This window comes from Saliphagus sp. GCM10025317 (assembly GCF_042663665.1).
GTDB lineage: Archaea > Halobacteriota > Halobacteria > Halobacteriales > Natrialbaceae > Natronosalvus.
The window spans coordinates 1,202,497-1,225,176 of the sequence record NZ_JBHTAQ010000007.1 but is presented as its reverse complement, the minus strand read 5'-3'; the positions used below and the strand labels follow the sequence as shown (position 1 = coordinate 1,225,176).

General features: G+C 61.8%; 24 protein-coding genes and 1 pseudogene. 16 read left to right on the top strand and 9 right to left on the bottom strand.

Annotated elements, in window-relative coordinates; genetic code table 11:
• The first annotated feature begins 11 nt into the window (after nucleotides 1-11).
• Together ACFQS4_RS20685 and ACFQS4_RS20680 are read left to right on the top strand one after the other, a co-directional pair.
• Nucleotides 12-242, top strand: a complete 231-nt coding sequence (locus ACFQS4_RS20685; protein ID WP_254157509.1) for an Lrp/AsnC family transcriptional regulator — start codon at nucleotides 12-14, stop codon at nucleotides 240-242.
• Between the two features lie 70 nt (nucleotides 243-312).
• Complete coding sequence (locus ACFQS4_RS20680) at nucleotides 313-1,800, top strand: dihydrolipoyl dehydrogenase (RefSeq protein WP_500191726.1); 1,488 nt, start codon at nucleotides 313-315, stop codon at nucleotides 1,798-1,800.
• Between the two features lie 78 nt (nucleotides 1,801-1,878).
• Here ACFQS4_RS20680 and pdhA read toward each other — a convergent pair whose 3' ends face one another.
• Complete coding sequence (pdhA, locus tag ACFQS4_RS20675; protein WP_500196163.1) at nucleotides 1,879-2,925, bottom strand: pyruvate dehydrogenase (acetyl-transferring) E1 component subunit alpha; 1,047 nt, start codon at nucleotides 2,923-2,925, stop codon at nucleotides 1,879-1,881.
• Between the two features lie 109 nt (nucleotides 2,926-3,034).
• On the opposite strand from pdhA, the gene ACFQS4_RS20670 reads away from it, so the two are divergent.
• Complete coding sequence (locus ACFQS4_RS20670; RefSeq protein WP_254157515.1) at nucleotides 3,035-3,355, top strand: DUF7991 family protein; 321 nt, start codon at nucleotides 3,035-3,037, stop codon at nucleotides 3,353-3,355.
• A gap of 33 nt (nucleotides 3,356-3,388) precedes the next feature.
• Here the strand turns inward: ACFQS4_RS20670 and tmk are convergent, their stop codons facing one another.
• The gene (gene tmk, locus ACFQS4_RS20665; RefSeq protein ID WP_500196160.1) at nucleotides 3,389-4,018 is read right to left on the bottom strand and encodes a dTMP kinase; all 630 of its coding nucleotides are present in this window, start codon (nucleotides 4,016-4,018) and stop codon (nucleotides 3,389-3,391) included.
• A 126-nt stretch (nucleotides 4,019-4,144) separates the two neighbouring features.
• Here tmk and ACFQS4_RS20660 point away from each other — a divergent pair, with 126 nt between their 5' ends.
• Nucleotides 4,145-5,083, top strand: coding sequence for a complex I NDUFA9 subunit family protein (locus tag ACFQS4_RS20660; protein WP_500196158.1), 939 nt, complete (start codon nucleotides 4,145-4,147; stop codon nucleotides 5,081-5,083).
• A 22-nt stretch (nucleotides 5,084-5,105) separates the two neighbouring features.
• Here the strand turns inward: ACFQS4_RS20660 and ACFQS4_RS20655 are convergent.
• Both ACFQS4_RS20655 and ACFQS4_RS20650 read right to left on the bottom strand, forming a co-directional pair.
• Nucleotides 5,106-5,273: pseudogene (locus ACFQS4_RS20655) on the bottom strand (formate--tetrahydrofolate ligase); the annotation flags it as partial.
• Nucleotides 5,249-5,431, bottom strand: coding sequence for a hypothetical protein (locus tag ACFQS4_RS20650; protein WP_500196154.1), 183 nt, complete (start codon nucleotides 5,429-5,431; stop codon nucleotides 5,249-5,251). The gene ACFQS4_RS20650 and the pseudogene ACFQS4_RS20655, both read right to left, overlap by 25 nt.
• 285 nt (nucleotides 5,432-5,716) lie before the next feature.
• Here ACFQS4_RS20650 and ACFQS4_RS20645 point away from each other — a divergent pair, with 285 nt between their 5' ends.
• The 3 genes from ACFQS4_RS20645 (at nucleotide 5,717) to cofG (ending at nucleotide 9,017) form a co-directional block, all read left to right on the top strand.
• On the top strand, nucleotides 5,717-6,898 hold the full coding sequence (locus tag ACFQS4_RS20645; RefSeq protein WP_253437123.1) for a tubulin/FtsZ family protein: 1,182 nt from the start codon (nucleotides 5,717-5,719) through the stop codon (nucleotides 6,896-6,898).
• A 215-nt stretch (nucleotides 6,899-7,113) separates the two neighbouring features.
• Nucleotides 7,114-7,749: a 2-phospho-L-lactate guanylyltransferase gene (cofC, locus tag ACFQS4_RS20640; RefSeq protein ID WP_500196149.1), complete on the top strand. Its 636-nt coding sequence runs from the start codon at nucleotides 7,114-7,116 to the stop codon at nucleotides 7,747-7,749.
• 92 nt (nucleotides 7,750-7,841) lie between these two features.
• Nucleotides 7,842-9,017 carry a 7,8-didemethyl-8-hydroxy-5-deazariboflavin synthase subunit CofG gene (cofG, locus tag ACFQS4_RS20635; protein WP_500196146.1) on the top strand — a complete coding sequence of 392 codons (1,176 nt, stop codon included), beginning with the start codon at nucleotides 7,842-7,844 and terminating at the stop codon, nucleotides 9,015-9,017.
• 249 nt (nucleotides 9,018-9,266) lie between these two features.
• On the opposite strand, the gene ubaA is transcribed toward cofG, so the two are convergent.
• Nucleotides 9,267-10,112, bottom strand: coding sequence for an SAMP-activating enzyme E1 (gene ubaA / locus ACFQS4_RS20630; RefSeq protein ID WP_500196144.1), 846 nt, complete (start codon nucleotides 10,110-10,112; stop codon nucleotides 9,267-9,269).
• 127 nt (nucleotides 10,113-10,239) lie between these two features.
• Between ubaA and ACFQS4_RS20625 the strand changes: the two genes are divergently transcribed.
• The 4 genes from ACFQS4_RS20625 to ACFQS4_RS20610 all read left to right on the top strand — a co-directional run bounded on the left by ACFQS4_RS20625 (nucleotide 10,240) and on the right by ACFQS4_RS20610 (nucleotide 14,349).
• Nucleotides 10,240-10,425 (top strand): HVO_0416 family zinc finger protein, encoded by a 186-nt coding sequence (locus ACFQS4_RS20625; RefSeq protein ID WP_500196141.1) that lies wholly within the window; start codon nucleotides 10,240-10,242, stop codon nucleotides 10,423-10,425.
• A 247-nt stretch (nucleotides 10,426-10,672) separates the two neighbouring features.
• Nucleotides 10,673-10,831: a DUF7563 family protein gene (locus ACFQS4_RS20620; protein WP_425499167.1), complete on the top strand. Its 159-nt coding sequence runs from the start codon at nucleotides 10,673-10,675 to the stop codon at nucleotides 10,829-10,831.
• A 225-nt stretch (nucleotides 10,832-11,056) separates the two neighbouring features.
• A complete protein-coding gene (locus ACFQS4_RS20615) occupies nucleotides 11,057-13,003 on the top strand; it encodes a UvrD-helicase domain-containing protein (RefSeq protein WP_500196137.1) in 1,947 nt (648 codons plus the stop codon).
• Nucleotides 13,000-14,349: a M24 family metallopeptidase gene (locus tag ACFQS4_RS20610; RefSeq protein WP_500196134.1), complete on the top strand. Its 1,350-nt coding sequence runs from the start codon at nucleotides 13,000-13,002 to the stop codon at nucleotides 14,347-14,349. The genes ACFQS4_RS20615 and ACFQS4_RS20610 overlap by 4 nt, the downstream gene beginning before the upstream one ends.
• Before the next feature lie 137 nt (nucleotides 14,350-14,486).
• Here the strand turns inward: ACFQS4_RS20610 and ACFQS4_RS20605 are convergent, their stop codons facing one another.
• A complete protein-coding gene (locus ACFQS4_RS20605; RefSeq protein WP_500196689.1) occupies nucleotides 14,487-14,957 on the bottom strand; it encodes a PaaI family thioesterase in 471 nt (156 codons plus the stop codon).
• 256 nt (nucleotides 14,958-15,213) lie between these two features.
• Between ACFQS4_RS20605 and ACFQS4_RS20600 the strand changes: the two genes are divergently transcribed.
• Nucleotides 15,214-16,686: a PAS domain S-box protein gene (locus ACFQS4_RS20600; protein WP_500196131.1), complete on the top strand. Its 1,473-nt coding sequence runs from the start codon at nucleotides 15,214-15,216 to the stop codon at nucleotides 16,684-16,686.
• Nucleotides 16,687-17,133: 447 nt separating this feature from the next.
• Here ACFQS4_RS20600 and ACFQS4_RS20595 read toward each other — a convergent pair whose 3' ends face one another.
• Entirely contained in the window at nucleotides 17,134-17,280 is a 147-nt protein-coding gene (locus ACFQS4_RS20595; protein WP_500196128.1) for a hypothetical protein, read from the bottom strand.
• A 127-nt stretch (nucleotides 17,281-17,407) separates the two neighbouring features.
• Complete coding sequence (locus tag ACFQS4_RS20590) at nucleotides 17,408-18,205, bottom strand: hypothetical protein (RefSeq protein ID WP_500196125.1); 798 nt, start codon at nucleotides 18,203-18,205, stop codon at nucleotides 17,408-17,410.
• A 405-nt stretch (nucleotides 18,206-18,610) separates the two neighbouring features.
• On the opposite strand from ACFQS4_RS20590, the gene ACFQS4_RS20585 reads away from it, so the two are divergent.
• The 4 genes from ACFQS4_RS20585 to ACFQS4_RS20570 all read left to right on the top strand — a co-directional run bounded on the left by ACFQS4_RS20585 (nucleotide 18,611) and on the right by ACFQS4_RS20570 (nucleotide 22,316).
• The gene (locus ACFQS4_RS20585) at nucleotides 18,611-18,811 is read left to right on the top strand and encodes a hypothetical protein (protein ID WP_500196123.1); all 201 of its coding nucleotides are present in this window, start codon (nucleotides 18,611-18,613) and stop codon (nucleotides 18,809-18,811) included.
• Between the two features lie 955 nt (nucleotides 18,812-19,766).
• A complete protein-coding gene (locus ACFQS4_RS20580; protein ID WP_500196121.1) occupies nucleotides 19,767-20,453 on the top strand; it encodes a hypothetical protein in 687 nt (228 codons plus the stop codon).
• Nucleotides 20,454-20,738: 285 nt separating this feature from the next.
• A complete protein-coding gene (locus ACFQS4_RS20575) occupies nucleotides 20,739-21,329 on the top strand; it encodes an NUDIX hydrolase N-terminal domain-containing protein (RefSeq protein WP_500196118.1) in 591 nt (196 codons plus the stop codon).
• A 216-nt stretch (nucleotides 21,330-21,545) separates the two neighbouring features.
• Complete coding sequence (locus ACFQS4_RS20570; protein ID WP_497901570.1) at nucleotides 21,546-22,316, top strand: hypothetical protein; 771 nt, start codon at nucleotides 21,546-21,548, stop codon at nucleotides 22,314-22,316.
• Between the two features lie 9 nt (nucleotides 22,317-22,325).
• Here ACFQS4_RS20570 and ACFQS4_RS20565 read toward each other — a convergent pair whose 3' ends face one another.
• Entirely contained in the window at nucleotides 22,326-22,466 is a 141-nt protein-coding gene (locus ACFQS4_RS20565) for a DUF8139 family protein (RefSeq protein WP_500196687.1), read from the bottom strand.
• Nucleotides 22,467-22,680 lie beyond the last annotated feature (214 nt).

Sequence of the window (22,680 nt, the reverse complement as noted above, 5' to 3'; positions counted from 1 at the left end):
GAGGTATCAGTATGGTCACTGCGTTCATCATGATCAAGGCGAATACGGGCGAGGCGGATCGACTCAGGGACAGCGTCGAAGCGATCGAGGGCGTCGAATCGGCGCACATCGTCGCGGGCGACGTCGACATCATCGCGAAGGCGCGCGTCGAGACGCCCGCTGCAGTGAAGGAGATTTCGGCGACGCGGATCCAGGGCATTCAGGGCGTCGAGGACACCCAGACGTACATCGCGATGGACTGATCGACCCACTCACCGCCAGGGGATCGGTTCGACCTCGGTGATTTATACTGTTTTGTCGCGTGAAACCCGTATGCAGGAGTTCGACTTTCTCGTCATCGGATCGGGTTCGGGCCTCGACGTGGCGAACGCGGCCGTCAACCAGGGACAGTCCGTTGCCGTGGTCGAAAAGGGGCGTCTCGGCGGGACGTGTCTCAATCGTGGTTGCATCCCCTCGAAGATGTTGCTCTATCACGCCGATGTCCTCGAGACGATCGAGTCCGCCGACGAGTTCGGGATCGACGCGACCGTCGACGACGTTGACTTCGCCGGTATCGTCCGCGAAGTCAACGAAGACGTGAAAGCGGACGCCGAATCGATCCGCCGCGGTCTGCGCTCCTCGTCTGATCACGCCCTATTCGAGGCCGAAGGACGGTTCGTCAACGACAGAACGCTCGAGGTCTCCGGCGGCGAGGACGACGGCGTACAGCTCCGGGCCGACACGATCCTCATCGCGGCAGGGACTCGCCCGACAATCCCGCCAATCGAGGGCATCCAGGACGTCGAGTACCTGACCAGTACCGAGGCGCTACGCCTCGAGAGTCCACCGGAACACCTGGTGATCATTGGAGGCGGGTACGTCGCGGCCGAACTGGGGCACTTCTTCGGCACGTTCGGCAGCGACGTGACGATCGTCGGGAGGCGGCCGTCGCTCCTCCCCGAGGCCGACGACGAGGTCGCCGAGGCGTTCACCGACCGATTCGCCGACCGGTTCACCGTCTACACCGGCCACGAGGCGACCGCCGTCTCTGCTTCCGGCGGCCAGGTCACCGTCGAGGCGAAGCCCTACGAGTACGGCGATGGACTCCTCGAGGACGCTCAGCCGGTGACCGCCACCGGCGACGCGCTGTTGGTCGCCGCCGGTCGCCGCCCGAACACGGACACCCTGAACCTCGAGGAGACGGGCGTCGAGACGGATGCTCGAGGCTTCGTCGAGACCGACGAGTACCTGCGGACGGACGCCGAGGGCGTCTGGGCGCTCGGCGACATCGTCGGCGAGTACCTGCTGAAACACAGCGCGAACCACGAAGCCCAGGCGGTCGCCCGCAACCTCTTCGGGGACGAGCTCCAGCCGGTCGATTACGACGCGATGCCGTTCGCCGTCTTCACATCCCCCGAAGTCGCCGGTGTTGACGCTCACGAGGCCGACCTCCGGGACGACGGTCGAGAATACGCGACGAACACGTACCGCTACGAGAACACCGCCCGCGGCGCGGCGATGAAAGCCGAGGGGTTCGTGAAGGTGCTCATCGATCCCGAGGGAACGATCCTGGGGTGTCACATCGTGGGGCCGGACGCCTCGACGCTGATCCAGGAGGTCGTCGTCGCGATGAAGTCCGGTTCGGGGACGGTCCAGGACGTTCGGAGTGCGGTCCACGTTCACCCGGCGCTCCCCGAGGTCGTCCAGCGCGCGTTTACCGGGCAGTTCACCCGGGGTGACAGCCACGATCACGACGCCCAACCCGATCACCAGCACGATCACGGCGACGATCACCAGCACGACCCCGACCACCAGCACTGACGCCCGTATCCGCCGAGTGACAGCTCTCGAGAAGCAATCACAGAGACCGCATTTTCGAGACTCGAAGTCGCTCGAGCGTCAGTGCTCGAGTTCCTGCACGTCGTAGTCGGCGAGGAAGCGCTCGAGCCAGGCACGCTGGTCCTCGAGTCGGGGCGTCGGCTCGTCGTAGACGGGTTCGAACACGTCCGACGGGTCGGGGGCTGGCGCCTCCTCGGCCGTCTCGACGGCCGCCTCCACTTCGGCTTCGACATCCTCGCGGACCGACTCGACGACGTCGTCGTCGAGGACGCCCTGCTCGCGGAGATACGTTTCGTAGCGCTCGAGCGGGTCAGCGGTGCGCCACTCGGGGAGGTCCTCGCGGTCCTCGCGGTAGCGCGAGGGGTCATCGCTGGTCGTGTGGGCACCCTGGCGGTAGGTCAGGCTCTCGACGAGGATCGGTTCGCCGTCGCGGGCGCGCTCGAGGGCGCGCTTCGTGACGCCGAGGACGGCCAGCGGGTCGTTCCCGTCGACCTGGACGCTGGCGAAGCCGTAGGCTTCGGCCTTCTGGGCAATGGTGGCGCTCGCGGTCTGTTTCTCCCGGGGGAGCGAAATCGCCCAGTCGTTGTTCTCACAGAAGAAAACCGTTGGCGCGTCGAAGACGCCCGCGAAGTTGAGTCCCTCGTGGAAGTCGCCCTCGCTCGTGGCGCCGTCGCCGAAGTAACAGAGGACGGCCTCGTCGGACGTGCGGTAGTTCGCGGCCATTCCCAGCCCTGCCGCGTGGGGGATCTGGGTCGCGATGGGGACCGCCTGCGGGAACACGTTGAGATCGTGATTCGAGGCGTACTCGGGGTGGCCCCGCCGAAAGAGGAAGATGTCGCTCATCGGGACGCCGTGAGCGATCTGGAGCGCGTTCGAGCGGTAGGTGGGAACGACCCAGTCGTCCTCGTCGAGGGCGTGGGCGGCCCCCACCTGCGAGGCCTCTTGGCCCTTGTAGGGCGGGTAGCCGCTCATCCAGCCCCGGCGCTGGAGGGCCAGCGCCCGCTCGTCGAAGCGTCGCGTCCGGACCAGGTCCCGGTAACACGCAAGCGCCTCCGTCTCCCCAAACGGCGTCTCCTCGAGGTCGTACTCCCCGATGATTCGGTGCATGGCGGGTGCGTCACTCGGAGAAGTGAAAGTGGTTCTGGTTCCGACCCGTTCGCCGCGAGTCCGGATCCAGGTTCGACAGGGAAAAGAGCCCCCAGCCGATACTCGAGGTATGGTGTCGCCCCTCGACGCGATCGGGCTCCTCGTCATCGTCGGCGTCCACACGCTGTTTGCCGCCGTCTCGACCCGGTTCTTCAGGATTCGACTCGAGACCGACTGGGGGACGCTCGTCTACGTCGCGCTCGTGATTCCCGTCGTGCTGTTCGTCTCGCTGCTGGTTCTCTCCGGCCCGCTGGGACTTGGGCCGAACCTCGGCTCGGCGGTGACGGCGTTCGTCGTCGCCATCGCCCTGCCGATCATGCTGGGGTACACGATCGACGTGTTCTGGATGCCACACCCGGAGGAGGTCGAGCTCCCGGACACCGCGAAGTGACGTCCCCGTCGAATCGTCGAACTCGCGGCGCGATCAGCGCGCGTCTGTGTCCGGGTCCGTATCCGTGTCCGCCTCGAGGCGATCCGCCAGCACTGACTCGACGGCCTCGAGGACGTCCTCTGGGGGCTGGCTGGCGTCGACCCGGACGAATCGGTCGGGTTCGTTCTCGAGCAGGCGTTCGTAGTTCGCCCGCACCTGCGAGAGGTAGGCGGCGTGTTCGAACTTGTTCGTCGCGCCCGCACGAGCGGCGGCCGTCTCCGGATCGAGGTCGAGATAGATCGTCAGGTCGGGGTCGATCGTGAACGCCCGGTGGATGCCCACGATGTACTCCATCGGACGGGTGATCCGCCCATCGAGGGTCGCGCCCTGGTAGGCGTACCGCGAGTCAGAGTAGCGATCGGAGATGACCAGGTCGCCGCGCTCGAGGGCCGGTTCGATCACGCGCGAGAGGTGGTCGGCGTGGTCAGCGGTGTACAGGAAGAGTTCGGCGAGGGAGTCGGCCTCGTCGTCCTCGATGGAGCGGTAGACGGCCTCGCCGTACCAGGATCCGGTTTCGCCCGACGTCGGTTCCCGGGTGAACGTCGCGTCGGGATAGACGTCGTGGAGCGCCTCCCAGACCGTCGTCTTGCCGGTGCCGTCCAGTCCCTCGAGCGTGACCAACATACACGGATATCCTGCCGTGGGGTACAATTATGTGTCGACGGAGGGTCGTCGCTCGAGACCGCGCCGCACGCCGACGGTCCGCTGTAAGGCCGTACTTATAAGCCGTCCGACATCCTTTTTCGAACCATGAACGTACTGGTCGCCGGCGGAACCGGCTTCATCGGCACGAACCTGTGTCGCGAATTGCGAGACCGCGGCCACGACGTGACCACACTCGCTCGAGATCCGAACCCCGACTCGGTCCCGGAGGGCGTCGAAACCGCGGTGGGCGACGTGAGCGCGTACGACTCGATCGTCAAGACGGTTGCCGCTCAGGACGCCGTCGTCAACCTCGTCGCGCTGTCGCCGCTGTTCGAACCGCCGAGCGGGACCAGTCACGAGGAAGTCCATCTCCGCGGGACGGAGAACCTCGTGCGTGCGGCCGAAGAGGGTGGCGTAATTCGATTCGTCCAGATGAGCAACCTCAGTGCGGACCCCGACAGTGAACTCGCCTACTTCCGGACCAAAGGAAAAGCCGAGAACGTCGTGCGCGAATCCGACCTCGAGTGGACAATCTTCTGCCCGTCGGTAGTCTTCGGAGAAGGCGACGAATTCATCGAATTCACGAAACTGCTGACGACCCCATACCTAACTGCCCTGCCCGGCGGCGGTGAGAATCCCTTCCAGCCGATCTGGGTCGAAGACCTGGCCGCGATGATGGCGGACGCGGTCGAGGACGACCGCCACGTCGGCAAGCGCTACCAGATCGGCGGGCCGGAAGTACTCACGATGAAGCAGGTGACGGAACTGGCCTACGAAGCCGAGGGACGCCCGGTCACCGTTCTTCCGATTCCGATGGCGATGGCGAAACTCGGTGGCATTCTCGCCGGACCCGTCCCGTTCGTTCCGTTCGGCCCGGATCAGATTCGCTCGCTCAAAATCGATAATACCGTCGCTGACAACGACGTGACAGCCTTCGGCCGGACCGAGGACGACCTTCGGACGCTCGAGGACTACCTCGGGCTCTCGGGGTCGGGGTCAGGATCGGAATCGTCACCCTCGAGTCACCAATCGGAAGCCGCCTGATGGGCACCAGCCACCAGCGTAGTCACAGCCCGGTAATCGTCCTGTCGGGCCCGACGTCGAGTGTTTTCGCCGCCGGTTCGGCCGGGAGTCCCGGCATCTTCATCACGTCGCCGGTGAGCACGACGACGAAGCCCGGCCCCGCGGCGGGGTAGAGCCGGCGAACCGTCAGCGTCCACCCCGATGGAACGCCTCGTGGGTAATCTTCGCCTTGTGCGCCCCGATGCGCTCGAAATCCGCCGGCTCGAGGCCAAGGTCCGCGGCGACGCCTTCGATGGGTCGATACGTCGCGGCGTTGGAGATTTCGGCGTCGCTGGGTATCGCTTCGAACTGTGGATCCGTACTGGCCATAGGGACTACTCGATCAGCCAAAGCGGTAACATAGGTGGTTGATTGTTACGTGCTGGGAACAGCAGACTGCGGCGACGTGAGGCGGGTTTCGACGTGCGGAGCGACTCTCCCCTCAGTTCAAATAATCGACCAGTATAGAAGTTTCGCGGCGACGTTCTCGACGCACCCACACCGACGCCGTCTTCCAATTTTCGGCGACTTTCAGGGGTGTGAGACTTTCAGACTAACACAAAGTTTATATCCCTCATCGCACTGTTTTCGAGTCAACGGAGCCCCCTACTAACAATGAAGTTGGCGATGATTGGATTCGGACAGGCCGGTGGGAAGGTCGTCGATCGATTTCTCGATTTCGACGACCGGACCAACAGCGGAATCGTCCGTGCGGCGATCGCTGTAAACTCCGCGAAGGCGGACCTCATCGGACTCGAGAATATACCCCAGGAGAATCGCGTGCTCATCGGCCAGGCCCGGGTAAAGGGCCACGGCGTGGGCGCAGACAACGAACTCGGCGCGGAAATCGCCGAGGAAGACATCGACGAGGTGCAAAACGCCGTCGACGCCATCCCGACTCACGAGGTCGACGCGTTCCTCGTCGTCTCGGGCATGGGCGGCGGCACGGGTTCGGGCGGCGCGCCCGTCCTCGCGAAGCACCTCAAACGCATCTACACGATACCCGTCTACGGACTGGGCATCCTGCCCGGCACGGACGAGGGTGGCATTTACACGCTGAACGCCGCCCGTTCGTTCCAGACGTTCGTCCGCGAGGTCGACAACCTGCTCGTCTTCGACAACGACTCCTGGCGACAGACCGGCGAGTCCGTTGAGGGCGGCTACGACCAGATCAACGAGGAGATCGTCCGTCGCTTCGGCATCCTCTTCGGTGCCGGCGAGGTCGGTGAGGGTCAGGAAGTCGCCGAGAGCGTCGTCGACTCCTCAGAGATCATCAACACCCTCTCGGGTGGCGGCGTCTCGACGGTCGGATACGCCTCCGAGGACGTCGAACTCAACACCAGTGGTGGGCTCCTCTCCCGATTTACCGGCGGTGGCGCCGGCGCCGACGACGGCCTCGACGCGGCCAACACGACCAACCGCATCACGAGCCTCGTCCGCAAGGCCGCCCTCGGCCGCCTGACCCTGCCCTGCGAGATCGAAGGCGCCGAGCGCGCCCTGCTCGTTCTCTCCGGCCCCAGCGAGTACCTGAACCGGAAAGGCATCGAGCGCGGGCGGAAGTGGCTCGAGGAGGAAACCGGCAGCATGGAGGTCCGCGGCGGGGACTACCCCCAGAACGTCCCCGAAGTGTCGGCGGCGATCTTGCTCTCGGGCGTGACGAACGTCCCGCGAATCAAGCGCCTCCAGCAGGTGGCCATCGAGGCCCAGGACAACATGGAGGACATCGAGTCCCAGAGCAAGGAGAATCTCGAGACCCTCGTCGAGGACGACGAGGACGAACTCGAGCCGCTGTTCTGAGCTGACCGGCCCCCGTCCTTCGTTTTTGGGCGACAGCTTCGACGCGTTCGGATCGACCTCGAGCGACGGTCGTCGATCTCTCACTCCAGTCTTTCGTTCCCTTCGACGACCGACCGCGGTCGCCTCGAGTCGGGTCCAACTGATCGACAGAAGAATTGCGCGACTCGACGCCGACTCCGAGGCGCTTTTGCTCTCCGGTTCGAAAGGAACGACGAATGCAGGTCGTCGTCCCGTTCGCCGAGGAATCCCCCAAATCCCGTCTCGCACCCACTCTCGAGCGCGAGGAGCGGCGGCGACTCGCCCGAGCGATGCTCGCCGACGTCTGCTCGGCGCTCCGGGCGGTGGATCGCAACCCGACGATTCTCGCGACGGAGCCGCTTTCGGAATCGACGCTGAACGCGCTCGAGGATCCCGACGTGAACGTGATCGTCGACGACCGGGCGCTCACACCGGCGGTCAACGCCGTCCTCGAGTCCGTTGACGAAACGGTCGCAATCGTCATGGCGGATCTCGCGCTCGCGACGCCCGCGGCGCTCGAGATGCTATTCGAGACGCTCGGCGACGTGGTCGTCGCGCCTGGACGCGGCGGCGGCACCAACGCGCTCGTCGTTCGCCACCCCGAGTTCCGCACGGACTACCACGGCGCGTCTATTCTCGACCACCGGCGGAAGGCCCGCGAGATCGGCGCCAGCCTCGAGACGGTCGACTCCTTCCGGCTCGCGACCGACGTCGACGAGCCAGCGGACCTGGTCGAGGGATGGCTCCACGGCGGCGGCCACACGCGAGCGGCGCTCGAGGCGTTCGGCTTCGACCTCGAGACGACCGAGGGGCGGGTTCGACTGGTCCGGTAGATCGAGTGGGTGCTCGCTTCGATCGGCGTCGCCTGGTCATCGACAAAGTGAAGCGTTTTAGGCCGGGGACGACTCCCTCCAGACGAGAGCCGATGATACCGGGTGCTGCGGAGTACGACGTCGAGGTGTCCATCGCCGAATCCGAGGTCGAGCGCCTGCTCGAGGTGACGCCGAGCGACGTCGACCCCGCCGCCGAACTCTCGTTCTGCCGGAACGTGTTCGTCCCGCTCACGACGGCCTGCCGGTACACCTGCACCTACTGCACGTACTTCGATCCGCCGGGCCAGGCCTCGCTCCTCTCGCTCGAGGAGGTCCGCGACATCTGCCGACGGGGCGCCGACGCCGGCTGTACTGAGGCGCTGTTCACGTTCGGCGACGACCCCGACGACCGGTACACGCGGATTCACGACCAGCTCGCCGACTGGGGCTACGACTCGATCCACGAGTACCTGCGGGCGGCCTGCGAGGTCGCCCTCGAGGAGGGACTGCTCCCGCACTCGAACCCCGGCGATCAGACGCTCGAGCAGATGGCCGAGGTGGCGGACGTGAACGCCAGCATGGGCGTGATGCTCGAGACGACGGCCGACGTGGACGCCCACGCAGGGCCGCGTCGGAAGGAAGCCGGCCAGCGCCTGCGGACGATTCGGAACGCCGGCGAACTCGACGTGGCGTTCACGACCGGGATTCTGGTCGGCATCGGGGAGTCCTGGCGCGACCGCGCCGAGAGCCTGCTCGCGATTCGCGAGTTGCACGAGCGCTACGATCACGTCCAGGAGGTGATCGTCCAGCCCGTCGCGAACAACGAGCGCTGGACGGACGGATCGCCCGGCCTCGAGACGATGCGTCGGGTGACGGCGATGGCGCGGGTCGCGCTCCCCAGGGAGGTGTCGGTCCAGGTGCCCCCGAACCTCGCGCCTGCCCGGGATCTAGTCGACTGCGGCATCGACGACCTCGGCGGTGTCTCGCCGGTGACCGACGACCACATCAACCCCGACTACGCCTGGCCCGCACTGGACGAACTCGAGGCCGTCGCCGAGCACGCCGACGTTCCGCTCCGCGAGCGGCTACCGATCTACGAGCGATTCCTCCCTGCCGGGCTACGAAGCGCCGATTTCGATGGGGTTCTGGCCGACGGCGTCGACGGCGTCAGCAGGGGAACGCAACAGGCGAGCGTCGCTGACGGTCGAGCGTGGCTCTCGCCGACGATTCGGCGAGCCCTCGAGGCCGACGACGACGCCGGGCGGCGCTTTCGAGCGACGCTCGAGTAACCTGCGGTTCCGAAGATGCTGTTTACTCGAAACCGAGTTCGAGAACGGCGCTGTCAGCAACGGTGACCGGTGTGACCGGGTTTTATGTACGAGTATAACTAATTGAGTAGTATGGCAACAGTCAGCGCCTGCCCGAAGTGCGGTTCCAGTTCGCTCGACCTCGAACAGCGCGGCTTCGCGTGTGACGATTGCGACTGGGTCGCCTGTCCAGAGTACCTGATGGAAGTGTAGGCGCCGCGTCGGTGGCGGTTACTCGGCCGGTAGCGAGCAGGTTTCTTCGTAGCTCGCGTCACGAACCGACTCGATAACGGGCTCTTCGCCACAGACTGGACAGTCCGGGTTGTGCCTGATTTCGACGGTTTCGAAGGTCATTCCCATCGCATCGTACAGCATGAGCCGACCCTCGAGCGTCTCGCCTGTCTCGAGGAGGAGTTTCACGACCTCGGTCGCCTGTATGCAGCCGACGGTTCCGGGAAGGACGCCGAGCACGCCGGTCGTCGCGCAGTCGGGAACCGTACCGGGTTCGGGGGCTTCCGGGAAGAGACAGCGGTAACACGGCGGCGTCGATTCCGACTCTGCCTCGCGGTTCCGGTTGTCGAACGTCGTGATCTGCCCCTCGAACCGGTAAATTGCGCCGTGAGAGAGCGGCGTCCCCGTCAGGACGCAGTGGTCGTTGAGGAGGTACCGGGTCGCGAAGTTGTCGCTGGCGTCGAGGACGACGTCGTAGTCGGCGACCAGATCCGCGACGTTCGTCTGGGTGAGGCGCTGCTCGTGTTTCTCGACGGTGACGTCTGGGTTGAGCTGCGCGACGTAGTCGGCCGCGCTGTCCACCTTCGGCCGGCCCACGTCGTCGTCGCCGTGGATAATCTGGCGCTGGAGATTCGACCGCTCGACGACGTCGTCGTCGACGATGCCGAGCCGGCCGACGCCCGCCGCGGCGAGGTACTGGATCGCTGGCGATCCGAGGCCACCCGCCCCGACGACCAGGACCGACCCCTCGAGCAGCCGTTGCTGGCCTTCGGGGCCGACTTCGTCCATAATGACGTGTCTCGAGTAACGATCTAGCTGGGTGGGATCGAGGCGAAGGTCGCTCATGCTCCCCACTTCGAACGGGAGCGAGAAAAGTCCGCGGGGCCCGCACGCGTCGTCACTCGAGTGTGACTGATAATGACTGTCACTACCCGATGCTTTATGTGCGTGTGTGGTGTGTTGTAGCATGACTATGGCATCATCACCCAACGGTGCCGGAGACGACGTTTTCGACCAGTTCCTCGCCGACAACGGCCACTCTACTGAGCGAACAGGCTGGAAACGTGACTACAACAAGAAACAGTGTCCGGACTGCGGCGGCCTCCACGATACGTCCGCGACGACCTGTACCGTCTGTGGGTGGGATCCGCGATCGTAGCCAGGGACAGGTTCGCATCGCTTTTTCGCCGCTTTCGAATCGACCATAGCGACTGCCACCGCCTGGTGTGCGTACCGCGACCGGACGAACAGTGGCGCAGGGACGATACCCGCGATACACGTCGCGGTGCTGCGGCGGCGCAACGCCCCAACCTCTCGCTATTCCCACCTCACCCTCATAATTTCATATATTCGTAGTCGATAGAATTATTACGGCGTGTCGCTGACGGAGAGACGAGGGATCATCAATGCCGAAATGCCAGAACTGCGGTGCGTTCGTGACGGACGCCTATGCGAGAGTGTTTACCCCTCGGAACGTCGACAACCCGCGCGTCTGTCCGGAGTGTACGGACAAGATACGCGACGGTGCGGAGATTCGTCGGGCACGGTCGCCCCGGAATAATTGAATTACGTTTCCGAGATCGTCCCCGGAATCGCCCTCTCTACTCCCTCCCCCGGAACAACTACCGGAATTTCCCGGAGGATCCTGGCGGCGAACCGCACCGAGAATCTGTAGTCTCGAGTTCGACGAGAAAGCGAACGTACCGTGGTTCCCTGACTCGTCAATTATTCGCCCGTTCGTCGGATGAAACCCACGTGACTTATAGGAGTTGCGTCCCTGATATGGTACAATGGCTACAACGGAGACGGACGCGGATGCTGAGGCGGGGGCACACGTCACTCGGCTGTTCGGCGGCCCCGGCAGCGGGAAGACGACGGCACTCCTCGATCACGTCGAAGAGATCCTCGAGGCAGACGACGTGACATTTCGTGACATCCTCGTCGTCTCCTACACGCGAGCGGCCGCCCAGGAAATTCGAGAACGGCTGGCCGAGCGCCTCGACGAGAGCCCACGCGCCCTCCAGGGCAACGTCTGTACGATGCACGCCAAGGCGTACAACCTGCTCGACCTCTCTCGCGGCGACGTCATCGGCGAGAAGGACAAAGAGGAGTTCTGCGAGGACTACGGCCTCGAGTACGAGGACGAGTACAGCGGCGCAGGACGACGTACCGCGCGGTCGACGACCATCGGGAACAAGATCATCGCGACGAGTCAGTGGCTCCAGCGCACCCGCCGGGACGTCGCCGACTGGTACGACGTACCCTTCCAGTGGGACGTCGAGGAAGTTCGACTCCCGCCCGAAATCGACCCGAACGCCCAGGAGGGGAACAAGTACACGCCGACGTGGCCCTCCGACGACGACCGGATCGACGTCCCCGAGGCGATCCGCGCCTGGCGCAACTACAAGGGACAGGAGGGGAAAATCGGCTTCGCGGACATGCTCGAGCGGGTCAAACAGCGCTCGCTCATCCCGAACGTCGACTACCTGATCATCGACGAGTTCCAGGACATCACGACCCTCCAGTACGACGTCTACGAGGAGTGGAAACCCCACGTCGAGCGCGTCCTGATCGCCGGCGACGACGACCAGGTCGTCTACTCCTGGCAGGGGGCCGACCCCGCGCTCTTGCTCGACGAGGAGGTCGACGAGGACATCATCCTCCCGAACTCCTACCGACTGCCGTCGAACGTCCTCAACGCAGTCAACCAGGAGATTCGCCACATCGAGGTTCGCCAGGACAAGGACCTCAACCCGCGCAAGGAGGGCGGCCTCGTCGAGGCCTACCAGAACCGGTCGATGCTCGACCTGGTTCGGATGGTCCGCCAGACGCTGGTCGAAGACGACGGGACGATCATGCTGCTCTTCCGGGCGCGCTACCAGATGTTCCAGTTCATCGACGAGTTCATCACCGAGGGGATCCCCTTCACCGCGCTGACCGACCAACGAATGTGGACCGATCGACTCACCCAGTACGTCCGCGCCATCGAGGCGATCGACGCTGACGAAGACGTCACCGGTCTCCAGGCCCGCCGTCTCGCCGACATGCTCATGGACTCGGCGTTCGGCACCAACGAGCGCGACGCCCTCTTCGACGAAATCGACGAGCGTCAGGAAGAGTCGGGCATCGACGACCTCGAGGAACTCATGATCCCGGTCGACGTGATCAAAGACTACGCGCCGTTCCTCCCCGGTCCGGCCTCGGCCTCGGACATGGTCCGGAAGGTGACGAACTTCCAGAAGAAGTCGATCAAGGCCTACTTCGCCATCGGCACCTACGAGGGGATGGCCACCGATCAGGTTCGCGTCGGTACGATCCACTCCGCGAAGGGGCGCGAGGCCGATCACGTCTTCGTCGGCACCGACCTCACCGAGAAAGTGGTCGAGCAGATGGTCGCCACGGTCGACGACCCCGAGGACGTCCCCGGCGTCGAGGAGTTCACCAAGACCAGTTCGCCCGTGCCCGTCCTGACGGACAACGAGCGCCGCGTCTTCTACGTCGGCATGTCCCGCGCCCGGGAACGCCTCGTCCTCCTCGAGAACCTCGTCGACGGCGCACCGACGCTCTCGATCGACGTCCTGCTCAACAATCGCCAGACTGGGGCCGACCTCGAGGAACTCGTCGAGCAGGCCCAGCTACCCGAGGCGGAGCGACTCGAGGGCGAGGGCGAGGGTGACGTCGACGCCGATGCCGATACCGGCGTCGACGCCGACGAAGCCGAAGTCGAAGCGCCGTGACCGAGCGGGCGTCACACCCGACGGCGACCGGCGAGACGATGCGAACGCGGGTTCGAGAGACGATTCGAACGCGCCTCGAGGACCGATCGGCGAGGGCGTTCGTTCACTGCGGGCCGGTTCGCGACCCTTTGATCCGATACAGTCTACTTGCCGACGGTGACGGCGCTCGAGAAGCGGACGCGAACGCGAACGCGAACTCGAACGCCGATGCGAACGGGAGGGCGAAGCCTGCCGACTCGACGCTAACAGCGAACGCACCGATTGCTGCCGGAACGACGGTCGCCGTCGCGTTCGCCGTCGACCGCGAACACGAGCGCTGGTACCTCGAGACGGCGACCCAGAAACAGCGAGCGAACGGAGCGACCCACCCCACGGAAGCCGTGGCGAAGGCGATTTCGGAGACACACGGAGACGGCGAGAGTGGCGAACGCGTCCTGACACCAGCCACGATCCCACACGATGCCGCCTGCTACCTCGAACGGGCCGGGTTCACCCTCGCCTCGAGCGACGTCCTGTCGACACTGCGAGCGACCAAAGACGACGTCGAACTGGCGGCGCTCGAGCGCGCCCAGACCGCCGCTGGCGACGGCCTCGAGCGAGCGAGGTCGATGCTGGCGGCGGCGACAGTCGTGGATGGGGATAATGATTCCGACCTGAAACGCGCCGACGTGCGATCGGAAACGGAGACGGAAACCAGAACGCGCTCGCTCGAGGCCAGGGCCGAAGTCGAGGTCGAGGGTGAAGGCGAGGATGGGGTCGAAGGAGAAGGGAAGGGCGAGAGTGAGGCTAACCCCTTCACACCAGCCGACATCTCCAGCGCCGTCGACCGGGCCGTTCTCGACGCCAGATGCCGACCGGTATCGACGACCGTAACGGGTGAGGATCGGCTAGCGGCCGACCGACCGATCGAGATAGACACCCTGGTTCGGACGCCGTCGGGCTACCACGGCCGTCTCGTTCGAACCCTCGTCGTCGACCCGGACGGCGGGGCCGAACGGCGAGCACACGTCGCGCTCACCCACGCCTTCCGGTCGGTCCGGACGATGGCCAGCGCCGGCGAGCACACGGTCTCCGCCCTCGAGGCCGACCTCGAGGCGGAGATTCGCGCGTTCGGGTTCGGCGAGTCGGACGCAATCGACGTCCAGGTGTCGGGGATCGGACTCGAGCCTCGAGAGCGACCGATCGGCAGCGGTGAGTCAATCGCCGTCGGGACCACGATCTGTGTCGATGCGGCGGTGGGGGCGGACGCCGGACGCGTTCGCCTCGCGGACGTTCTGGTTCGAACCGAAGACGACGCACAGTGGCTCTCGTCAGCCTCGTGGTCGATGCAGCCCTCGAGCGAGTAGCGGTCCAGTGGTGGTCGTGGGTCGTGACTCGTGGCTCGTGAGCCAACACTCGTGAATCGCGAACCGGCACTCCTGATTCGCGGGGGCGAACCGCGAATCCTTACCACTGATCACTGATCACAGCCACAGGAAGGGAGTTACTCCGGCCGAAAGAGCCGATAGGATCCCTGGCCGGTCGCGACTTCTCGCGTCTCTCCGTCCGGCGTCGTGCTCTCGACGGTCACTTCGCTCACGCCGACGCTGCTTCCCGCTCTGACGATTGTCGCGGTCGCCTCGAGGTCGCCCGTCGCCGGCCGGAGGTAATTCACGTTGAGATTGATGGTCGCTGAACCCGCCTCGAGTGGCTTCTCGAAGGTAGTGTGAAAGACGAGGCCGCCGACGGTGTCGACGAGCGTCGCGGCGACGCCGCCGTGAATGTCCGGGCGGCGGTCGCTTCCGTCGGCCCGCGACGGGCGCGTATTCGTCAGCTTCTCGTCGTAGGGGATGGCCATGCACATCCGCCCCTCGGAGACGTCCTCGACCGTCGTTCCCAGCCACGAGAGGAACTCGTGGTTCTGGTCGATGTACCCCTGCAGAACGGTGGCGATGTCGTCGTAGGACGCAGTCATACCCTCGAGTGGGAAAGCCAGCGATTTGGTTCCTGCGTTTGTGTGTTCGCCCGGTCGAGTCCGTTCTTCTCGTTCTCCGTTCGCAGTTGTCGCCATCCGCTCCTCTCTCCCCTTCTCCTCGTCTACCCCCATTGGTACCACCCTCTCTAGTAGCGACCCCGCTGTCACGCTCTATCCAGGGTTTCCGTCTGATTCACTCTCCTCCAGTGCACAAAAACACGAACTATCAATAGGACTCAGTGTAGCCCTCTACGTAATGCGAATCGTTTCCAAACTGATCTCCAGGGTCGGCGGCCGGCGGACGATCCTGTATCTCGGCGGATTCTACGCAGTGGTGGCCGCCGGATTTCCGCTGGCGTACGCTTTCGAGTTACGAACGCTCGACGACGTGACCATCATCTCGATCCTGTCAGGGTTGGCCGGGTTGACGCTTCTCTACGGTGGGTACCAGCTGCCGAACACCGACATCAGGCCCGACGCGTACGGAAGCGTGGCCAAATGGTGTCTTCGCGCGATCGGGGCGATGCTCGCAATCTTGCTGTTCGTCCACGTCGTTTCGGGCCTCAGCGACGTCGTCGCGAACCTCCTCATCCTCACCTCGCTCGCCGCGACCGCCGGTCTCGGGATGGGATACCACGATGGACGGGCGAAGACCCGAACGCTGGACGCGCGGGAACGCCGACGCGAAGCCGAACGCTACAGCCAGGAACTCGAGCGCTACAAGACGATCGTCGAAACCGTCAACGATGGTATCTTCGTCGTCGACGACGACGGGTACTTCCTGCTGGTCAACGACACCTACGCCAAGATGGTCGGGTACTCCCGCGACGAACTCGTTGGGTCGCACTCCTCGATGCTCATAGAGGACTCGGACGTGGACCCGGAGGTCCTGATGGAACGGGCGAAGCGGGACGTCGAGGACGAATCGGACGACCGACTCTCCTACGAGATGGCGCTCGAGACTGCCTCCGGAGAGATAGTCGACGTCGAGTGGACGATTTCACCGCTTCCGGGCGAGAACGCCGACCAGGACCTCGCCGGCGTCGTCCGTGACGTCACCGAACGAAACCGCCGGAAGCGACAACTCGAGAAACAGAACGAGCGCCTCGAGAGTTTCGCGGGGATGGTCGCACACGAACTCCGCAATCCCGTCTCGATCGGGCAGATCTACAGCCGCGAGCTTTCGGCGGACGAGAATCCGGAGGCCCACGCCTACGTCACCGAGGCCTTCGACCGCATCGAGGACATCATCGAGATCATGCTCGTGCTCACCCAGGGCCGAAGCGTCCACGCCGAGCGCACGCCCATGGAACTCGCGGCGGTCGCCCACGAGGCGTGGGACGAGGTCGATGGCGGCGAGGCGACCATCGACATCGAGACCGACCGGACGGCGGTAATCGACGAGACGTACGTCCAGCACCTCTTTCGCAACCTCTTCGAAAACGCCATCGAGCACGGCGGTAGCGACGTCACGATTACGGTCGGTAATCTTCCGACCGGGTTTTACGTCGCCGACGACGGGGTCGGCATCACCGAGAGCGAGCGCGAGGAAATCTTCAAGACGGGGTACACGACGGCCGGCGACCACGGTGGGATGGGCCTCGGGCTCACGTTCGTCCAGGAGCTGGTCGACGCCTACGACTGGGAGTGTTCGGTGACCGACAGCGAATCCGGCGGCGCTCGATTCGAGTTCGAGAACGTCACCGAAGTCGAGCCCGTCACCAACTGAGTGTTGCCCGTTCGCTGCGACACACACTCGCGCTCGCCCACGCTCTCGACTACGAACAGAGTACACCACCCTCGAACGGCTGTGACTCGGTTCCGGATCAGGCGGGCGCGTCGACCACGCTGGCGTCCGCATCGAATCGGTGCAGCGCGACCGTGAACGTACTCGAGCGTCGAGGGTCCTCCACGGGGGCGAGATGCCAGGTTTCTTTCCGGTCGCCTGCGGTGGGCTGGACTCGTCGCAGGTGGTGATGGTGGGCCTCGTCGAGGAACGAGACGAGCTCAGTCGATCCAGAAGCGGTCTACTCGGCTAAAGAAGCAGCGCGGGGCTAACAATGATGTGGTAGCTGGTCCGCAGTGAGGGCGACGTTGGCAACGACAAACCCCCTCCCCGCGCTGATAGATAGTTATCCTCGAGCGTCGTAATCATATCGGCCGAGTTGGCCCATCTTCACACCCGCTCGAGCCCCCAGTACCGACAGTGTAGCGATACCGCCGCAGAGGTTGTTGGTGGGCCGACCATCCGATTCTCGGCGTTTTCGGCGGTGTCCTCGCCGATCTCGCCCTCGAGGATGCGTGCCAGAAACTTCTCGATCACGAACACGTACTCGGTCGTTGCTCGAGTGATGACGTAATCGGCAGAAGTTCAGCAGTGATGACGTGAATAGGTTACCTGGCTGTGATCGGTAGTGAACTCGCTCGAGAGTGGCAGAGTTGTCGAGACGTTAGTCCGCATCCTGTATCTCTTCGACCCACTGTGGCGTCTCGAGAGAGACATTATTCGACGTATAGTCGTACGAGATTCCCCTCGTAAACGATTCATCGGTAGTCCAGCTCGTATGGAGATACTCTACGTAGGTTTCCGCTTCGGGAGTGACGGTGTACGAGACGTCGGCAGCGGTGACGGTGTACGAATCTGGATCGACGTGTACCTGTCCACTCGAGTCCGTGATTCGGTATCCACCGTCGGACCATCCATTCCGGGGTTCGTAGATATATTCCTCAGGTGATTCCTGCACACGTTCATAGTTGGTGCTTCGAAGGTTATCCATGACAACCGGAGCAGTCATTTTGACAGTGATTTCGCAATCGTCAGTGTTCTCCTCCCGAGTGACGAAAACGACGCCCTCTCCGTCGCGGTCGACGCGAAGAATGTGTTGGCCCTCACGCTCTTCGATTCTCTCGAGGATTTGATCGACGTCGAGCTCGTCAGGATATTCACTTCGCGTATAGACCGCTTCGCAAGGTCCAGCCTGATATAAAACACTTTGCACATTCTCCACGGTGAGAGACTGATATCGTGCACCGTCTTCGACGACGGCCTCCTCTAATACCACATACTCATCTCCGTCGATGGTTATCGCGCCAGAAACGTGGTACTCGTCGCCTTCGCCAGCAGTGAACTGCTCGTCTTTTACCGCATGTGGTTCTGACGTACTGAACGGATACGCCACCGATAGAAGAAGTACCAGACAGATAACCACCAGCAGTCCAACGATGGCGGCTGCAGTTCGTCGTTTCACTCTGACACGATATGTGAGAAAGTAATAACTCTTGTGTCGAGATATACAGAACGTGGTTCCCGACGAATCGTGCTGGGAGGATGGAATAGACCTACTCGATAACGTGCTCGAGCCAGTAACGCACCGCTCGAGCGTAGAACACCTCGTTCGCCAACTGGCGCTCGTCGATTCCGCGAGTCGAAGGTCCCTCGAGTTCAGTGACGGGTTCCGAACACCTCGGCCCACCAGGACGGCGGCCACTGTTTCCCATCCACAGTCAGGGACGGTACACCGAAGCACGTCGCGACCGGGCTTCCTCGCTCGCTCTTCGATCGGTCACTCCCCGCTGTCGTGCACAGTGGTTACCGCTCGAATCGACGTGGAAATATCGAAAACATAATCACAATCAAACAAGAACTGACCGACATGTCACTTCAAGAACCAGGATACAAAGAAGGGCTGATCGTTGCAGTCGTCCTCTTCCTGTTCATCACCTATATCGTGAGTGATCCGATGTATGACCCTGGTGTCTTTGTCGTGTTGTTCTGGATGGGACTCGGGTTGATCGCAACCCACCTTCTCTACCGGACAGTCGTCGTGCTCGAGGAGATCCGGGACGCCCTCTAGGTCGAGAATCACTACGATCAGCGAACCAAACGGGAGAAGCTGGACCAACACAGGCGACCTCGAGAACGCCCGAGGTAACTCAAACCGACTTCTTCTGGAGGAGGTAGCTCGTTCGGCGACAACCAATACCGCAGTATTGTTGCAAAAGGAGTGGGTACCACCTCGAGGGAGGACAGTGCGAGGCTGGTCGCAAGACCCTGTGGTATCGTAGTGGCTGTTCTCTGTCACTCCCGCAAACCACCATTCCTGGTAGTGACGTTACTACTTGAAATTCTGAAAAGTTAATACGTTCGAGTGATTCTCGGAGGTATGACTAATTCACGGTCCACGCGTCGCCGCCTCCTCGAGATATCGAGATGCGTGCACGTCACCCAGTAGGGATTCGATCTGTCGGTCGACTACTGATTCAGTCGCGAGCTGGTCCGCGAACGGGAGCGTTCGATAGCCACGTCCGGGGCGTAATTGAGCCTTTCGTAAAGTCGGTCAGTTCCTCCTCAATAACATGGTCAAAATCAAAACTCGGGTCGAGGATTGTAGTTCGATGGAGGCCATTGAAAACAAGCTGCCCTTCGTATGAGAAGGCCTCTCTCTGCTGGAGACTCATGCTTACGTCTGATATTAAGGTTATTCAATAAGTACTTTCGGTATCATGTTTTCAGAAAGGTGGAAAATGACGAGAGAATCTTGACGGTGAACCCGGTCAGCATTCTCAGTGAGGTGCAAAATTCGGCAAAGTGGCTTTGTTGAAATCATCGAATCTTGATAACTTCGAGTAGCTGTGCTGAATACACAGCGCGAATGTGGCACGCAATCTTGCTCGATTTGCGTAAGGGGTGATCGCTCAGTCCGGGGGAATCGTGTATCGCTCAGTATCGGGAAGGAAGGTCTTGAGGGTGAGAAATCCCGATTCTGCTGGAGGCAAAGATATATAAATATACTAACTAGAAATCAAATAATGAACCGCCGGAAGCTCTTAACGGGAATCAGCACGAGTGCTTTTCTCGGGGTTGGTGGCTGTCTTGAAACTGGCAATTCGTGGCTAGGAGATAACTCTGGTAACAGTGAAGATGATGTCCCGGACTGCATGCAAAAGGATGAATGGAATAACGATATTGACAAAGGTCCGAAGAATCCAGATCCAACATCTATTGCAGGTCGCTATGATTGTTCGAGTGCTCGGCGCCCAGAGCCACCTGGAGATGTCTGTACGACATTCACACCCGTAATAAGTGGTGAAGAACGCACGATTCACAGCGATGGCGTTGAACCATACCCGGATCCACCGGACTCATTCGATCAGGACACGCTCGTATCATACGTCTATAGGTATGAGGGTACGTATTTCCACAACTCGATGGTGGAAAAATACCGGGATGAGTTAACGCATGCTGGACTCCGTGTTGAGGAGGACGAGACACGGATAGAAAAGACAGAAGATGGCATTACCATCATTTATATCCGATTTTTTAACGGTACGGGCACTATCACGGATGGGAAGTACCCCGCTGCCGGTGATGGTGCTGGAGCTGCCGCGTACGGCGTTGACGAGACAGGCATTGTCCGTGCAGGAACCAAGTACAGTGTGAGTGATGAGGAGATGCCCGATCCGGTCGAAGATGGTGCTCTCGTCGAGTGCTTTTGATCAGTACGCAGCTGTGTGTATCGGTTGGTTCTTCCCAGATTTGGTGAAATAAATAGCGCCACCGTGCTGCACTCATCCTCTGTATTCAGCAGATATTTTCTGACAGAACCTGAATAAAGCGTTCAGTCCCTGCTGAATACAGTGCGCAAGTCGGTCACGCGACGTTCCCCGCTCGGTGGTACGGATAGAGTGTGAATCTACCGGGTGGGTCAGCGAGACCCCTTCGTGTCGCTTAGGAGTAAGACTTCATTGGGGATTTTCACGCTGGCTATCGAAGCGCAGGGTATGGAATCTGACTTCTATGCGTTTCTGGACGAACTTCGTATCCTCGCACAGGTCGGGTTGGAGTACACAGACGACCCCTACGATGAAGAACGCTACGAGCAGATTCTGACACGCGTTAGTGAGTTCTATGGACAATCTGTGAATCTCCCTCCAGAGGAGGTTCGCTCTCGGTTCGCTGAGGAGGTAGGGCGAGTTACGCCAAAACTCAGTGCCGACGCGGCGGTCTTCAATGAGACTGGCCACGTACTCTTGCAAAAGCGCGCCGACGATGGGACGTGGTGTCTTCCGGGCGGGTACACAGAGCCGAACGAAGCACCCCACGAGACCGCTGTCCGAGAAACGAGGGAGGAAACAGGCCTTAGTGTCGAAGTAGACTCCCTTGCGGGAGTCTTTACGCGAAAGCCGGGAGAATTCGGGCCTCACTGTCTAGTGATTCACGTTTATCTCTGTACGGCCACTGGTGGGACGCTTGAAATCTCACGTGAAGGTGAGGACCTACAGTACTGGGCACTCGATACCGTCCCCGACTGGCACAAAAATCACGAACAGCAAGCCCGTGATGCGCATGCTCAGTGGCAATGCAACGCCTAGTGGTAGACTCGGGCTTCTACTCATCGGCTGTTTCCTCTGGAACGTATATTGAATAACGGGAACCTCCGGTGAATGCACCCTCTATATTCAGCAGCCGATTCCCATCAACTGTTGAAGATTTCAACAGAACCATCCACTTCGGTTTGAGGATATGGGCACAGTGATGAAGCGAGGTGTGCAGTAGTTTATATACTTCATCCACAATTATCAGAATAAATGACGCTCCCGTTCGGCATCACTCTGGGAGAAATCACCGTCGCCGGCGTGGCTCTCGCCGCCGTCAAAATCGGCGGATCAAAACTTGTCGACTGGTGGAGAGACCGCCGTTCCAGTCGCAGAGAACGAGTCCACGACTGGCACCGAGAACTGCAAGATTACCTCTCGGACGTACGCTCCGTTGGCCGTCGTGTCCAAAACGACCGGAAAATAGACCTCGACAAGATTGAGGAACTAATTCCAGCTACAACTGCCATGGATGCACGTGTAAACACGCCTCCATCCGGTGTGCTGTCGATGGTTGACCGCGACACGTTCGCGAAAACGCGACGCGCTGCCGGGCTCGCGTATCATCTCGCTCACCTCCCGGCACCGGACCAAGACGCCGATTCGATTGCAGGTGTGATGCGCCACCAGTACAAACTCCTTCAAGAGTTAGATGTGGAGACTGACGTCGAGATGGGCGATGTACTGGAGATTATCGGGGAGATAAGCCAGCCCGAGGATTTCGACATCAGCACGAAGGAAGCAGAGGAAATTATAGATGCTTTTGAGAAGGAAGCCGACCGGCGGATGGAAGATGCTGAGGAGATGACGGTCGACGAACTGATGGAACTGCCATGGGAGGAAGTGGACCAAGTCATTTCTGAACGCGTCCGCCACGACATAGTCCGGTTCTCTATCGAGCAGTATTACGAGATAGCGTTACTTAAGGCTCCGAAAGAGGCTCGAGCTGCGTTGCAGGGGTCTGAAGATAGACTGTTCGGATAACGAATGGGGCTATTCTGGCCGTAGATCACGCCACCGAACATCCACGCGCTTCCCACTCTCGGCTAGTTCGACTCTATAGAGCACGGAATCCCGCTCATCACCGGTTGCCTGCCCGGCGTCATCCTCGAATATAACGATAACCTCGCCCAGTTTCCTTCACTCCGGACAGAGCGCAGGGACCCTCTTCGTGCTGCATATGCGCTCTATATTTAGCACGGACTTCCTATCAGTTTCTGAGGGGTTCAACAGAGCCGGTAAAGTCGAACTGCTATATACTAGAGAAATGATTCAAATTGACCACCCAATCTGGGTGCTGGCCGAATGTCGTGAGTCCTATTGTACTGATTCGTCTCCTAAACGTCCA